Origin of the sequence: Rhodopseudomonas sp. G2_2311, assembly GCF_047501505.1 — a bacterium.
In the GTDB taxonomy this organism is placed as follows: Bacteria; Pseudomonadota; Alphaproteobacteria; order Rhizobiales; family Xanthobacteraceae; genus Rhodopseudomonas; species Rhodopseudomonas palustris_H.
In genome coordinates this window covers 22,538-36,811 of the sequence record NZ_JAZDRK010000019.1, presented here as the reverse complement: position 1 = coordinate 36,811, position 14,274 = coordinate 22,538, and the positions used below count along the sequence as shown (strand labels likewise).

Annotated in this window: 16 protein-coding genes; 14 read left to right on the top strand and 2 right to left on the bottom strand. The window is 63.7% G+C overall.

What is annotated here, in order from left to right; translation table 11 throughout:
• Positions 1-18: 18 nt before the first annotated feature.
• Positions 19-159, bottom strand: a complete 141-nt coding sequence (locus tag VRZ08_RS20320; protein ID WP_159059322.1) for a hypothetical protein — start codon at positions 157-159, stop codon at positions 19-21.
• A 185-nt stretch (positions 160-344) separates the two neighbouring features.
• Here VRZ08_RS20320 and VRZ08_RS20315 point away from each other — a divergent pair, with 185 nt between their 5' ends.
• The 12 genes from VRZ08_RS20315 (at position 345) to VRZ08_RS20260 (ending at position 12,382) form a co-directional block, all read left to right on the top strand.
• A complete protein-coding gene (locus tag VRZ08_RS20315) occupies positions 345-1,160 on the top strand; it encodes a GntR family transcriptional regulator (protein WP_263991000.1) in 816 nt (271 codons plus the stop codon).
• Positions 1,161-1,452: 292 nt separating this feature from the next.
• Positions 1,453-2,265, top strand: coding sequence for a uridine kinase (locus VRZ08_RS20310; RefSeq protein ID WP_107346481.1), 813 nt, complete (start codon positions 1,453-1,455; stop codon positions 2,263-2,265).
• Positions 2,266-2,274: 9 nt separating this feature from the next.
• Positions 2,275-3,105 (top strand): molybdenum storage protein subunit alpha, encoded by an 831-nt coding sequence (locus VRZ08_RS20305; protein ID WP_414533691.1) that lies wholly within the window; start codon positions 2,275-2,277, stop codon positions 3,103-3,105.
• A gap of 171 nt (positions 3,106-3,276) precedes the next feature.
• A complete protein-coding gene (locus VRZ08_RS20300; protein ID WP_414533690.1) occupies positions 3,277-3,801 on the top strand; it encodes a hypothetical protein in 525 nt (174 codons plus the stop codon).
• A 3-nt stretch (positions 3,802-3,804) separates the two neighbouring features.
• Complete coding sequence (locus VRZ08_RS20295) at positions 3,805-5,490, top strand: sigma-54 interaction domain-containing protein (RefSeq protein ID WP_414533689.1); 1,686 nt, start codon at positions 3,805-3,807, stop codon at positions 5,488-5,490.
• A 523-nt stretch (positions 5,491-6,013) separates the two neighbouring features.
• Entirely contained in the window at positions 6,014-6,841 is an 828-nt protein-coding gene (gene nifH, locus VRZ08_RS20290; RefSeq protein WP_107343474.1) for a nitrogenase iron protein, read from the top strand.
• Between the two features lie 48 nt (positions 6,842-6,889).
• Positions 6,890-8,458 carry a nitrogenase iron-iron protein, alpha chain gene (anfD, locus tag VRZ08_RS20285; protein WP_414533688.1) on the top strand — a complete coding sequence of 523 codons (1,569 nt, stop codon included), beginning with the start codon at positions 6,890-6,892 and terminating at the stop codon, positions 8,456-8,458.
• Positions 8,459-8,470: 12 nt separating this feature from the next.
• A complete protein-coding gene (gene anfG, locus VRZ08_RS20280) occupies positions 8,471-8,911 on the top strand; it encodes a Fe-only nitrogenase subunit delta (protein WP_414533687.1) in 441 nt (146 codons plus the stop codon).
• A gap of 12 nt (positions 8,912-8,923) precedes the next feature.
• A complete protein-coding gene (gene anfK / locus VRZ08_RS20275) occupies positions 8,924-10,309 on the top strand; it encodes a Fe-only nitrogenase subunit beta (RefSeq protein WP_414533686.1) in 1,386 nt (461 codons plus the stop codon).
• An 82-nt stretch (positions 10,310-10,391) separates the two neighbouring features.
• On the top strand, positions 10,392-11,084 hold the full coding sequence (gene anfO, locus VRZ08_RS20270; RefSeq protein WP_414533685.1) for a Fe-only nitrogenase accessory protein AnfO: 693 nt from the start codon (positions 10,392-10,394) through the stop codon (positions 11,082-11,084).
• Positions 11,081-11,671, top strand: a complete 591-nt coding sequence (locus tag VRZ08_RS20265) for a gamma-glutamylcyclotransferase family protein (RefSeq protein WP_414533684.1) — start codon at positions 11,081-11,083, stop codon at positions 11,669-11,671. Before anfO ends, VRZ08_RS20265 begins: the two co-directional genes overlap by 4 nt.
• Positions 11,672-11,728: 57 nt before the next feature.
• Positions 11,729-12,382 (top strand): pyridoxamine 5'-phosphate oxidase family protein, encoded by a 654-nt coding sequence (locus tag VRZ08_RS20260; RefSeq protein WP_414533683.1) that lies wholly within the window; start codon positions 11,729-11,731, stop codon positions 12,380-12,382.
• A gap of 49 nt (positions 12,383-12,431) precedes the next feature.
• Here the strand turns inward: VRZ08_RS20260 and VRZ08_RS20255 are convergent, their stop codons facing one another.
• Positions 12,432-13,265: an NAD(+)--dinitrogen-reductase ADP-D-ribosyltransferase gene (locus VRZ08_RS20255; protein WP_414533682.1), complete on the bottom strand. Its 834-nt coding sequence runs from the start codon at positions 13,263-13,265 to the stop codon at positions 12,432-12,434.
• Positions 13,266-13,724: 459 nt separating this feature from the next.
• Here VRZ08_RS20255 and VRZ08_RS20250 point away from each other — a divergent pair, with 459 nt between their 5' ends.
• A complete protein-coding gene (locus VRZ08_RS20250; RefSeq protein WP_414533681.1) occupies positions 13,725-13,886 on the top strand; it encodes a hypothetical protein in 162 nt (53 codons plus the stop codon).
• A gap of 71 nt (positions 13,887-13,957) precedes the next feature.
• Positions 13,958-14,149, top strand: coding sequence for a hypothetical protein (locus tag VRZ08_RS20245; protein WP_012495068.1), 192 nt, complete (start codon positions 13,958-13,960; stop codon positions 14,147-14,149).
• Positions 14,150-14,274: the final 125 nt, after the last annotated feature.

The following is a 14,274-nucleotide window of genomic DNA, read 5'->3' as shown; positions in this document are numbered from 1 at the left end:
GGCCGACATCACCGCGCGTCAGCTCACAAAGCCGCTGGCAGCCACAGCAATAGCCGAAGCGATTTGCTTGAACTCGGAGACATGCTGCGGCGCGGCGGATAGTCCGCGCATCTTCGCCCCGACATTGCGGGTGCGGGTTCGCATCTGCGCGAACGTCATCGCGACTACCTCCCTTGATCCGCTGCATGCACACGCGGTCCGTCGCTTGTTCCAGCTTGGCGCCGGTATCTGTCCGGCGACGGCGAGGCCATCAAAGGACACCGGTTGTCGATTGTCAACAATCGACTGTCACGCTACGAATGAGAACCTGCACGCGAACCGCCGCGGGGAGCCGAGGAGACAACATGGCAGCGACAACCTATCGCAGGGCCGCTGGCGACGATGAGGCCGCACCGGTGGGGCGGTTTTCTCTGCGCACGCTGCCGGATCAGATCGCTGAGGAGCTTGGCGCCGACATCGTGTCCGGGCGTCGTAAGGCGGGCGAACGTCTGGTCGAGCTCGACCTCGCGCGTGACTTCGGCGTCAGCCGTGGCCCGATCCGCGAAGCGATCCGCATTCTCGAGCGGCGCCGTCTGGTCGAGCTCAATCCGCGCCGCGGCGCTTACGTCAAACCGCTGTCGCTGAAATCGGTCGCCGATCTGTTCAACGTCCGCACCGCGCTGTCGATGTTGGCGGTGCGAACGATGGCGACCTCGCCGATCGAGAGCTTCGTTGATACTTTGGCGCGGCGCTGCGATGAGCTGAACGCAGGTGTCGAGATCGACGATCCGCTCAGCTTCGCGCGCACCACGACGCGCGCCGTGCGCACCATCGCGCGCGGCTCCGGCAACGAGCTGCTGGTCGAACTCCTCGCCGACCTCGCCAACCAGACGGTGTGGACGACGATCTGGAAATCACCGCTCGACTATCAGACCCGCAAGATCCGCCGGCAGAGTGCCGACCTGATGGCCTCGACGCTGAGGGCGATCCGTCAGCGCCGCCCGAATGCGGCCGAGACGCACTATCGCGAACTGCTCGAGGGCGACCGGGACCGGGCGCTGGCGACGCTATCGCGGATGCGCGGCGAAGCGATCGACTTCAGCGGGATTGCGGCTGCGGAGAGCGCCGGTATTGCAGAACGTTCGGCCCGCTCTTCGGGACGTCCAGTCGCTCAGCCCTGATCGCAGCCCATCTGTACGCCAAATGACGCTTCGCAAAGCTGGCAGCGTCGTCACCGATAGCCACATAACGCCTTGATTTTCCTCATTTATAGCTACTATTTCTAATTGACGGACAGGTCCGTTAGCGCAACATTTGGCGAGTTCCACTACGGAACCAGCTACCGCAACTGTTTCGGTTTGCGGTGCCCTGCTGCCAGACGGCCGAGGCCCCTGCCTCCCATAAACGCCAGCGCGAATCCCTCTTTGACGCCGCCCCGGCAGCGTTGACCTGCCTATGCACAAGGAATCTTTCATGGCCCACACCCCTGCGGAGCTCGAAGCGCTGCTGATGCAGCGATCGATGTCCGATCCCGAGCTTCTGGCCGCCACCGAAGCTGCCGCGGATTATCGGATCCTGCCCGACGCCACCGTGATCAAAATCGGCGGCCAAAGCGTGATCGACCGCGGCCGTGCTGCGGTCTATCCGCTGGTCGAGGAGATCGTCTCGGCGCGCAAGGACCACAAGTTGTTGATCGGCACCGGCGCCGGCACACGCGCGCGGCACCTGTATTCGATCGCGGCGGGCCTGAACCTGCCGGCCGGCGTGCTGTCACAGCTCGGCGCTTCGGTCGCCAGCCAGAACGCCGAAATGCTCGGGCAACTGCTCGCCAAGCACGGCATCTCGTCGGTCGGCGATGCCGGGCTGTCGGCGGTGCCGCTGTATCTCAAGGAAGTAAATGCCGTCGTGTTCTCGGGCATGCCACCCTACGGCCTGTGGATGCGCCCCTCCGCCGACGGCGTGATCCCGCCGTATCGCACCGACGCCGGCTGTTACCTGATGGCCGAGCAGTTCGGCTGCAAGGCGATGATCTATGTGAAGGACGAGAACGGCCTCTACACCGAGAACCCGAAGACCTCGAAGAACGCCACCTTCATTCCGAAGATCTCGGTCGACGAGATGAAGGCCAAGGGCCTGCACGATTCGATCCTCGAATTCCCCGTGCTCGACCTGCTGAAGTCCGCACGCCACGTGCGCGAGGTTCAGGTCGTCAACGGCTTGGTGCCAGGCAACCTGACGCGCGCGCTCGCCGGCGAGCACGTCGGCACCATCATCACCGCGAACTGAGGATCGACCATGGCTGATACCAACCACATCAAGCACGTCGCCTCGCCGCTCGCGCGTCAGACGCTGCTCGACAACAACCTCACCCGACCGGTCGCCGGCAAGAAGCCGATCCGCATTCTGCCCTGGCTGCAGGTCGTGAAGATCGGCGGCCGCTCGATCATGGACCGCGGCGCCGAGGCGATCCTGCCGATCGTCGACGAACTGCGCGCGCTGCTGCCCGAGCATCGCCTGCTGATCCTGACCGGCGCCGGCGTCCGCGCCCGGCATCTCTACAGCGTCGCGCTCGATCTCGGCCTGCCGGTCGGTTCGCTCGCGCCGCTGGCAGCCAGCGAGGCCGGACAGAACGGCCACATCCTTGCGACCATGCTGGCGCCGGAAGGCGTATCCTACGTCGAGAAGCCGACGGTGGCGAACCAGCTTGCGATCCATCTCAGCGCGGCGCGTGCGGTGGTGGCGAGCGCCTTTCCGCCCTACCACAACCACGAATTCCCCGGCGCGCGGCTGCCGCCGCATCGCTGCGACGTCGGCGCCTTCCTGCTGGCGGATGCGCTCGGCGCCGCTGGCCTGACCATCGTCGAGGATGTGGACGGCGTTTACAGCGCTGATCCGAACGCGCCCGGCGGCGACAAGGCCAAGCTGATCGCCGAGACCAGCTATGCCGATCTCGCCAAGCACGACGGCACCCTGCCGCTCGACCGCGCGCTGTTCGACGTAATGGCCAATGCGCGCCACATCGAGCGGGTGCAGGTCGTCAACGGCCTTAAGCACGGCAAGCTCACCGCGGCGCTGCGCGGCCAGCATGTCGGCACCTTGATCAAGACCGGCGCGCAGCCGGCCTGACCGTTGCGACACGGAGGCGCGCAGCTTTTGATGCAGCGCGCTTCCATCTCTCGCCGCTTTTGCTATCCTGATGACGGTGCCGCGCCGTAAGCGCCCACCGTCGTCAGGAACGAGGGTTCCAACCATCTGCAACTCGACCGCATTTTCTGCGGGTCGAAGGTTGGAGCCTGCATGATGTCGATCGCACGCGCCCGGCAGGCCGCGATCATTTTGATCCTTCTCGGAATTTCCACCATCACGGCCGGCGCCGCGGAGCCGAGCGGCTGCGCGGCGTTCAAATGGCCGATCGATCGGGAGCGCGCCAGCCTGACCGCGCCCGACAGAACGCAACTCACGTCCGGTCAGACATTAGACGCGCTGCCGACGCGCGCGATCGTGCTGGCCTTGAAGCCGGCGGCCGAAGCTTCTCTGCCGAAGCCGCCCGAACGCGGTTCGGCGCCGGAGCGTTTCGCCGGCTTCGTCCGCATCAAGCAGGTCGGTAAGGCTGGCACCTATACGGTGGCGCTGCCGGCGACCGCGTGGATCGACGCCGTGCAAGCGGACCGCACACTGAAGCCCAGCGGCTTCAGTGGCGCCACCGATTGCGAGGGCGTGCGCAAGCTGGTGCGCTACGAGTTCGCCGCAGGTGAGTTGCTGCTGCAACTCAGCGGCGTCAGCTCCGAAACGATCGCTCTGGCGATCCTGCCGGTGGAGTGAGCGATGCCGATGGCCCAAAACCAACGCCGCGTCCCCGCCGATCCGGTGCAGCCCGAGCGTGCAAAGCCCCTGACAACGCTCGACCTCGGCAACGAACCCGAAGGCTTCGTCGACGAATTCACGCACTGCTTCACCGGCGAATGCCGGGTGAACGTGCTGCAGATCCTGTTTCGCATCAATCAGGTGCTGACGCAAAACGCCGACCTCGCGACGCTGGTGTCGATCATTCTCGACGGCATGCGCCAGCAGATGCGGATGCAGCGCGGCGTGATGATGCTGTACGACCGCCACTCCGACGCGATCTTCATCCACGACAGCTTCGGACTGACCGAGGAAGAGCGCGGCCGCGGCATCTATGCGCCAGGCGAAGGCATCACCGGTAAGGTGGTCGAGACCGGCAAGCCGATCATCATCCCGCGCGTGATCGACAGCCCCGATTTCCTCGATCGCACCCGCGCCCACAACAAGGGCCGCAAGCAGGACAAACTGGCGTTCTTCTGCGTGCCGATCGTGCTCGCCCAGAAGGTGGTCGGCACGATCTGCGCCGAGCGCGTTTATATGAATCAGCGCCTGCTGAAGCAGGACGCCGAGCTGCTGGCGATGGTCGCCTCGCTGATCGCGCCGGCGGTCGAGCTGTATCTGATCGAGAACGTCGACAAGGTGCGTCTCGAGACCGAGAACCGGCGACTGAAAAGCGAGCTAAAGCAGCGCTTCCGCCCGGCCAACATCATCGGCAATTCCAAGCCGATGCAGGAAGTTTACGCCATGGTCCACAAGGTGGCCTCGACCAAGGCCACCGTACTGCTGCTTGGCGAAAGCGGCGTCGGCAAGGAGCTGGTGGCGAGCGCCCTGCACTACAACAGCCCGGTCTGCGACGGCCCGTTCATCAAGGCGAACTGCGCGGCACTGCCGGAGGCGCTCGCCGAAAGCGAACTGTTCGGCCACGAGCGCGGCGCTTTCACCAGCGCAGTGGCGACTCACAAGGGCTATTTCGAACAAGCCTCGGGCGGCACGATCTTTCTCGACGAGGTCGGCGAACTCAGCCTGCCAACACAGGCCAAGCTGCTGCGCGTGCTGCAGGAACGGACGTTCGAGCGGGTCGGCGGCGCCAAGCCGGTCAAGGTCGACGTCCGCATCATCGCCGCGACCAACCGCAACCTCGCCGAGATGGTCGCTGAGGGCACGTTCCGCGAGGACCTGTTCTATCGCCTCAACGTATTTCCGATCATCATCCCGCCGCTGCGCGACCGCGGCTCCGACGTGATCACCCTCGCGGACCACTTCGTCACCACCTATTCGGCCGAAATCGGCAAGCCGATCAAACGGATCTCCACGCCTGCGATCAACATGCTGATGAGCTATCACTGGCCCGGCAACGTGCGCGAGCTGGAGAATGTAATCGAACGCTCGGTAATCCTGGCGGAGGAAGGCGTGATCCACGGCTACGACCTGCCGCCGTCGCTGCAGACGCCGACCGAGACCGGCACCGGCTTCAGCGGCACGCTGGAAGACCGCGTCACCGCAGTCGAATACGAGATGATCGTCGAGGCGCTGAAAGCCTCCAACGGCAATGTCGGCCAGGCCGCCACCGCGCTCGGCCTGACGCGGCGCATGCTCGGCCTGCGGATGGACCGACACGGCCTGACCTACAAGACGTTCCGAACCGCAGGGCTGCGACCAAGGAACTGATGGCCTCTCGCCCGATGCGTTGAAGACTCTAACGGCGGCTCTCACGAGCCGCCGTTTTGCGTTGGCGGAGGGCTCCCACGCAATCGACCGCCGGGTAACTCTTGTCCCTGAAATCTACGCCTGACGTAACTTTTGCCGCGCCCGGCACAAAGGAGCAGGAAGTTACCCCCTGCGTCACGCCTCCATCGGAATTTACGCATCCAGAACATTTTCGCTGCGAGCTCGCGACGCGACCAGAGATCGACCCTTCTCGTCCACTCATCAACTCGCCGCCGCCGCGGCCGAAGTACCCGATTCCATGGCGCTCGCCACGATCCGTCATCGCGCCGCGACGTCACGTCATCGTCGACACATGCGAACGCTTAACATCCTTCTCTCTCGAGTCTCACGCGCTTTTGCCACTTCGCGTAATTCCGATTCAGCACTGCGCAATGCGCACGCGTTGGCACGTCCGTTGCTCTTAAGGATGGCGAGGCGATGGATCACTCATCGTCCCGTCAATTCATCGCAGGAGCTTCGGACCATGACCCGCAAGGTGGCGATCTACGGCAAGGGTGGCATCGGCAAATCGACGACCACTCAGAACACGGCAGCGGCGCTCGCTTACTATCACGACAAGAACATCTTCATTCACGGTTGCGACCCCAAGGCGGACTCGACCCGCCTGATCCTCGGCGGCAAGCCGCAGGACACCGTGATGGACACGCTGCGCACGCTCGGCGCCGAAAAGGTGACGCTGAACAACGTCGTGAAGAGCGGCTTCAAAGACATCCGCTGCGTCGAATCCGGCGGTCCCGAGCCGGGCGTCGGCTGCGCCGGCCGCGGCGTCATCACCGCGATCGACCTGATGGAGGCCAACAAGGCCTACACCGACGATCTCGACTTTATCTTCTTCGACGTGCTGGGCGACGTGGTGTGCGGCGGCTTCGCGATGCCGATCCGCGACGGCAAGGCGCAAGAAGTCTACGTCGTCGCCTCGGGCGAGATGATGGCGATCTACGCCGCCAACAACATCTGCAAGGGCCTCGTCAAATACGCCAAGCAGAGCGGCGTGCGTCTCGGCGGCATCATCTGCAACAGCCGTAAGGTCGACGGCGAGCGCGAGTTCCTCGAGGAATTCACCGCGGCGATCGGCACCAAGATGATCCACTTCGTGCCGCGCGACAACATCGTGCAGAAGGCCGAGTTCAACAAGAAGACCGTCACCGAGTTCGATCCCGCCGCCGATCAGGCGCTCGAATACAAGCAGCTCGGCGCCGCCATCATCGACAACAAGGACTTCGTGATCCCGAAGCCGCTGACGATGGATGAACTCGAAAAGATGGTCGTGAAATACGGCCTGATGGACTGACCTGCGCACCCGCGCCTGACGGCGTACTTCCCGCACGAGGACAACAAGATGCCATATCACGAGTTCGACTGTTCGAAATGCCTCCCCGAACGTCAGAAGCACGCCGTCACCAAGGGCGCGGGCGACAATCTGGCGACCGCACTGCCGCTCGGCTATCTCAACACCATCCCGGGATCGATCTCCGAGCGCGGCTGTGCCTATTGCGGCGCCAAGCATGTGATCGGCACGCCGATGAAGGACGTGATTCACATGAGTCACGGCCCCGTCGGCTGCACCTACGACACCTGGCAGACCAAGCGCTACATCTCCGACAACAACAATTTCCAGCTCAAATACACCTTCGCCACCGACGTCCGCGAAAAGCACATCGTGTTCGGCGCAGAAGGTCTGCTGAAGCAGAACATCATCGAGGCGTTCAAGGCCTGCCCTGACATCAAGCGGATGACGATCTACCAGACCTGCGCCACCGCGCTGATCGGCGACGACATCAACGCGGTCGCCGCCGAGGTGATGGAGGAGATGCCGGACGTCGACATCTTCACCTGCAACTCGCCCGGCTTCGGGGGCCCGAGCCAGTCCGGCGGCCACCACAAGATCAACATCGCCTGGATCAACGACAAAGTCGGCACCGTCGAGCCCGAGATCACCTCGGACTACGTCATCAACTATGTCGGCGAATACAACATCCAGGGCGACCAGGAGGTGATGCTCGACTATTTCACCCGCATGGGCATCCAGGTGTTGTCGACCTTCACCGGCAACGGCACCTATGACGGCCTGCGGGCGATGCACCGCGCGCATCTCAACGTGCTCGAATGCGCCCGCTCCGCCGAATACATCTGCAACGAGCTGCGCGTCCGCTACGGCATTCCGCGGCTCGATATCGACGGTTTCGGCTTCGAGCCGCTGTCGCAGTCGCTGCGCAAGATCGGCATGTTCTTCGGCATCGAAGACCGCGCCGAAGCGATCATCGCCGAAGAGACCGCACGCTGGAAGCCGGAACTCGATTGGTACAAGGAACGGCTGAAGGGCAAGAAGGTCTGCCTGTGGCCCGGCGGCTCCAAGCTGTGGCACTGGGCGCACGCCATCGAAGAGGAGATGGGCGTCAAGGTCGTCTCGGTTTACACCAAGTTCGGCCACCAGGGCGACATGGAGAAGGGCATCGCGCGCTGCGGCGAGGATGCGCTGGCGATCGACGATCCCAACGAACTCGAAGGCCTCGAGGAGCTGGAGAAGCTGCAGCCGGACATCATCTTCACCGGCAAGCGCCCCGGCGAAGTCGCCAAGAAGGTGCGCGTCCCCTACCTCAACGCTCACGCCTATCACAACGGTCCGTACAAGGGCTTCGAAGGCTGGGTGCGGTTCGCCCGCGACATCTACAACGGCATCTACTCGCCGATGCACCAGCTCTCCGGGCTCGACATCAGCAAGGACGAGATCCCGGCCGATCGCGGCTTCGTCACGCAGCGGATGCTGTCTGACGCCAAGCTGCCGGAGGAGATCGCCAAGTCGGAGACGCTGCGGCGCTACACCGGCAAGGACGACATCATCTCCGACCTGCGCAAGAAGAACGCGCCCTACTTCACCCCGATCGTCAAAGCCGAAGCGGCCGAGTGAGACGAGAGCCCCATGACCAAGATTACCTACAAAGTCGCCTCGGAACATCCGTTCCCCGCAGACGCCGCCGCAGCGGCCGCCTCACTCGCGGCCTATGAGGCGCTCGACGATGTCACCAAAGCCCGTGTCGACCAGATGGTCGACTGGATCATGAAGAACTGCCTCTGGCAGTTCCACTCGCGGGCGTGGGACCGCAAGCGGCAGAACGAGGGCATCCTCGGTATCGCCGCCAAGCTACTCGCCGGCGAGCCGTTCACGCCGGAGACGCCGGAAGACCGCTGCTACTGGGTCGATTCGGTGACGCTGCAGCGCGCCTATCAGGCCACCTGTCCGTGGCTCGCCACGATGTCTAAGGACGACATCAAGGCGCTGATGAAAGATCTGCACGCCCGCGTCGACTATCTCACCGTCACCGGCTCGCTCAACGAAGAGCTCACCGACCAGCACTACTGATTGGATCCCGCCATGAACTGTCAATTCAAGCCGAAGGATCGGATCGGCACCATCAATCCGATCTTCACCTGCCAGCCGGCCGGCGCGCAATACGCCTCGATCGGCATCAAGGACTGCATCGGCATCGTGCACGGCGGCCAGGGCTGCGTGATGTTCGTCCGCCTGCTGATCTCGCAGCACCTGAAGGAGAGCTTTGAAATCGCCTCCTCGTCGGTGCACGAGGACGGCGCGGTGTTCGGCGCGCTCGACCGCGTCGAGGAAGCGGTCGACGTGCTGCTGATGCGCTATCCCCACGTCAAGGTGGTGCCGATCATCACCACCTGCTCGACCGAGGTGATCGGCGACGACGTCGACGGCGTCGTCACCAAGCTCCAGGAAGAGCTGCTCGATGTGAAATATCCGGACCGCGAGGTCCATCTGATCCCGATCCACTGCCCGAGCTTCGTCGGCAGCATGGTGACGGGCTACGACGTCGCGGTGCGCGACTTCGTCAAGCACTTCTCCAAGAAGGACAAGCCGAGCCTGAAGATCAATTTGATCACCGGCTGGGTCAATCCGGGCGACGTTAAGGAGCTCAAGCATCTCTTGGCCGAGATGCAGGTCGAGGCCAACGTGCTGTTCGAGATCGAGAGCTTCGATAGTCCGCTGATGCCGGACAAGAGCGCGGTGTCGCACGGCTCGACCACGATTGCGGACCTGACCGCGACCGCGGACGCGCAAGGCACCATCGCGCTCAATCGCTACGAAGGCGGCCTCGCCGCCAGCTGGCTGCAGACCCGCTGGGACGTGCCGGCGGTGATCGGCCCAACTCCGATCGGGATCCGCAACACCGACACCTTCCTGCGCAACGTCAAGGAGATGACCGGCAAGCCGATCCCGGAATCGCTGGTCAAGGAACGTGGCATCGCGCTCGACGCCATCACCGACCTCGCCCACATGTTCCTGGCCGACAAGAAGGTGGCGATCTACGGCAATCCGGATCTGGTGCTCGGCCTCGCCGAATACTGCCTCGATCTGGAAATGAAGCCGGTACTGCTGCTGCTCGGCGACGAGCACGCCGGCTACGCCACCGACCCGCGGATCGCGGCGCTCAAGGACAACGTCGACTATCCGATGGAGATCATCACCAACGCCGACCTGTTCGAACTCGAAGACCGCATCAAGAACGGGCTCGAACTCGACCTGATCCTTGGCCACTCCAAGGGGCGGTTCGTCGCGATCGACTACAACATCCCGATGCTGCGGGTCGGCTTCCCGACCTATGACCGCGCCGGCCTGTATCGTTACCCCGTCGTCGGCTACGCCGGCGCGACCTGGCTCGCTGAACAGATGGCCAACACGCTGTTCAACGACATGGAGGTCAAGAAGAACCGCGAATGGATCCTGAACGTGTGGTGATCACGGTCATGATCTGGTCCGGCGACGGTTTGCCATGTCCGTCGCCGGACTCTTCTTTCTCCTGACGGCCGCGAGACAACCAATGAAGATCGCAGTTTACGTCAACGCCGAGGGCGAAGTCGCCAAGGTCTCGGACAAGGGCGTGATCCTGCTGTTCGAGCAGCAGGGAGAAGTCTGGAAGGTCCGCAAGACGATCCGCTTCGTGGTAAGGCCGGACGATGGGCTGGCCGAGATCCACGCATCGCTCGCCGCCATGGTCCCCGAGCTGGAAGACTGCCGGCTGTTTCTCTCCAGGAGCGTGCGCGGCGTCGTCAACTCGCTGCTGCAGGAGCTGGGCGTGCAGACCTGGCAGTCGCACGGCCCGCTGTTCACCCAGCTCGAGACAATCGCCCGCAAAGAGAACGAGCGCGCGCAGCAGAGTGTGAAGGCCGCCAGAGCCGAGCGGCGCTCGCGCCGACGGCGCCATCACCAGGACGGCGCAGGCAATGATCTCGACGACATCAAGCCGGTGCTGGTCGGTGATGACGACAGCGGTCACTTCCGGCTCGATCTGGTGCGGCTATTGCAGGACGATCCCGGGCTGAATTCCTGGGACATTCTGATCCCGTTCCTCACCGGCACGCCATTCCGTCAGCTCGATCTCGTCTGCGACCACATTCCGCGCTGGTTCTCCCGTGCCATGCGCGCGCTCAACATGGATGCCGAGATCATGGAGCTGCCAGGCCTCGGCGTCGCCGCCACCATCACCCCGAAACAACAGGCTGAGGCGACATGACCCCGACGATCACCACGCCGCTCCCGACCGCGCCGCGCGCGAAGCCCGCCCGCCGTCCGACCACGCTGCTGTTTGCCTATGGGGCGACGCTGAACCCCGAGCACATCATGGTGCGACTGTGCCAACCGAAGGTCCGCGCGATCGCCCGGCTGCCCGACTACCGGCTCGGCTTCCACGGCCACTCGGAGATCTGGGACAGCGGCCTCGAAACCCTGGTTGATGAGCCCGGCGCGGAGGTGTGGGGCGTGCTCTATGAGCTCTCCGCCACCGAACTCGACCGCTTCGATGCTTGGCAGGGCGTCAAGCTCGACGGCGGCGGATCGTACTTCCACTACCCGGTCGAAGTGATCGATGAGCACGGCCAGGCGCTCGACGCGCTGTTCCACCGCAAGACCGAGATGGGGCCGCAACAGCCGGCAAGCCGCGACTATCTCGACTTCATTCTCGCCGGCGCGCGCGCCCGGGGCCTGCCGGCACATGCAATCGCAGCGCTCGAAGCCTGCCCTGCGGTGCAGGCGCGCTATCCGGTGCCGAAGATGAACACCGACATCAAAGCGCTGGCCTCGAAGCTGTCCTGCGCCTGCTGACAATGTGATCCAGCGGTCCCGGCAAAGCCGGAGCACCGCGCCATTAGGAGACTTGGAATGACCGACCCCGCCTCCGACCTGTTGTCCCGACCGATGCGGCGGCGGAGCCGCGAAATCACCGACCGCGCCGAGATCGACGCGATTCTGGCGAGCGACAGAGTGCTGCATCTGGCGCTGGCGCGCGACAACGTGCCGTTCCTGGTGCCGGTGTTTTACGGCTTCGACGGCAAGGCGCTGTATGTCCATTCGGCCAGCGCCGGCACCAAGATCGAGATCCTCAAGGCCAACAACCGCGTCTGCTTCGAAGTGACGACCGAGAACGGCGTTGTGACGGCAGAGGCGGCCTGTGATTTCGAAGCCAAGCACCGCACCGTGATCGGCTTCGGCCGCGCCAGCTTCGTCGACGACGTCGCCGAGAAGACCCGGGCGCTGGACCTGATTGTCAGCCGTTTCACCGACCGCAAGTTCGACTATCCAGCGGAAAAGCTCGGCATCACCAAGGTGATCCGGATCGACATCGACAGCATCAAGGGCAAAGCCTACGGCTTCGGCGAACCGCGCCCCGAGCAGCCCGGCGAGACCGATTTATCGGATCAGCCTCCCAACGCCGTCATTCCGGGGCGCGGCCCGAAGGGCCACGAACCCGGAATCTCGAGGTGCTCTGAACGTCGAGATTCCGGGTTCGCGAGCTGCGCTCGCGCCCCGGAATGACTGGCGGAAGTGCAGGACGCCTCACAACAGCACAGACGTTGAGCGGCCCTCAAAACCACCCGTGATACGCGCGCACCTTGTAGTTGCCGCCGATCACCAGGAACTCGCCTTCATAGCCGAGGACTTGGCGCTGCAGCAGGCCGGGGAAGAACAGCAGCTTCACTGTCGGCACCTCGGTCTCCAGCACCCAGTCGCCGAACTCCTCGGCGCGTTCTTTGGAGTCGCTGAACGACACCAGATTGTTCAGCCGAACCGTGCATAACCGCTGTCTTGCATCGCCCTCGACCAGCTGCTGCTCGACATCATTGGTGCCGCGCCACAACCGAACGAAGCGCGGGCCCGGTGTCTTGAAGCGGCGGATGCTCCACTGGCAATATTCGTACAGCAAATCGAATTGCTGGAAGATGCAGTTGTTGTGAAAGCGGGCGTCGGTCTTTTCCTGCAAGTAAGTCGCCCACGCCGCCGACGGAAATAGTCCGAGCCGCTGCTTGTGAAAGGTCGGCACCAGACCGAACCGGCTTTCGACCCAGCCTTTCAGCACCGCCGCCTTCGGGCAGTCGGATTCGACACCCCAGCCGCGCAGTAGATCGAGATAGCTGGTCGGATGCCGCGCTGAGCCGGGCTGCTGCGCTCCAGGCGCGAGGCCGAACTCGAGCTCCATGTAGTGCTCGAACACTTCGGCCGCCGTCGCCGGATACTCGCAGGCGGCCAGCAGCCGGAACAGCCCCGGATGGGTCTCTCGCGTGCCATGGATGGTGATGCGCCGCAGGCAGCGATTGAACGCCGTCGAGCCGATCAGCCCGACCGGCACGCCCACCATATTGGTGCAGTACCAGCGTTCGGGATCCTCGCTCACCGGAGGAGAAGGGATAGGTTCGTCCATGCGTGGCTGCGAGACCGGAGTGCCGACGCTGCATTTGATCGGGACATCGGTCCCTCATCAAGCCCACCTGTCGGAGGGGGCAGCTGCTCTGATCACGAGTGACTCGCAACTTATCCTGGATGACACCTCTTCAAGCGAGCCATCGTTTCCGTACTCAACAGAGATTCGCGGACAGAGCGCCTGTTTCGAACCGGTTCGCGGGTGCGTGCGCCGCAGCAGAAAGTTCTCTTCATCCGATCGCGCAAACCGCGGCGTTTTCTCATTCGTGCGATCCCGCGCCAAATCGATCTTATTTTTCGGCGCACGTTGACTTCACAACGGCGTTTGGCAGAGTTGGCTCGTCCGATGTTCTTCGTGAGCGCGGATCGCGGGATTTGACGGAGCAGCTTGCGCCGCGGGTTTAATCGCTAAAGCGCCACGACACGGCTCGTGGGCTCCTTTGTTGACGGAGATCGGCTCATGAACGCCAACATCTCGATCATTGCTGACTTATCTGCACCGCAATTCGGTACTCCGCTTGCGCTCATCACGGCCGTCTCGGCCTCGCGCGGTGCGATCTCGTCGGGCCACGCACTCTCCCGCTCCGGCCTCTGTCGTAGCTGTCGAATGAATCTCGGCTGACGCCGACGCCGTTTCGACACCACCGACATCATCAGAGATCAGAAGGCGCTGGCTTTGCCAGTGGGAGATTCATGTCCGACGCTTACGTTATCGAAGTTCAAGCCCGCACCGCCGGCATCGTCGTCCGGGATGGACGCAAGTTCTGCTTCTTCGCCGCGCATCACGATTTCAACAGTCTGGAGCGCCGCTCGTTCGGTTCGCTGGTCGCCGCCCAGAAGGCCGCGACCCGCTGCTGGAAGGAAGGTCGTCCGCGGCTGCAATAGCCCGGAGCGGCAGCGTTTCTCTCCCTTATCCAGAACGGCTCGCCAAAGCCGCTTTCGCGACGTGATCGTCGCGGAGGCGCGGCTGGCACCATGAGCCGCGCCCACGACACGAATCTTCTGCGGCA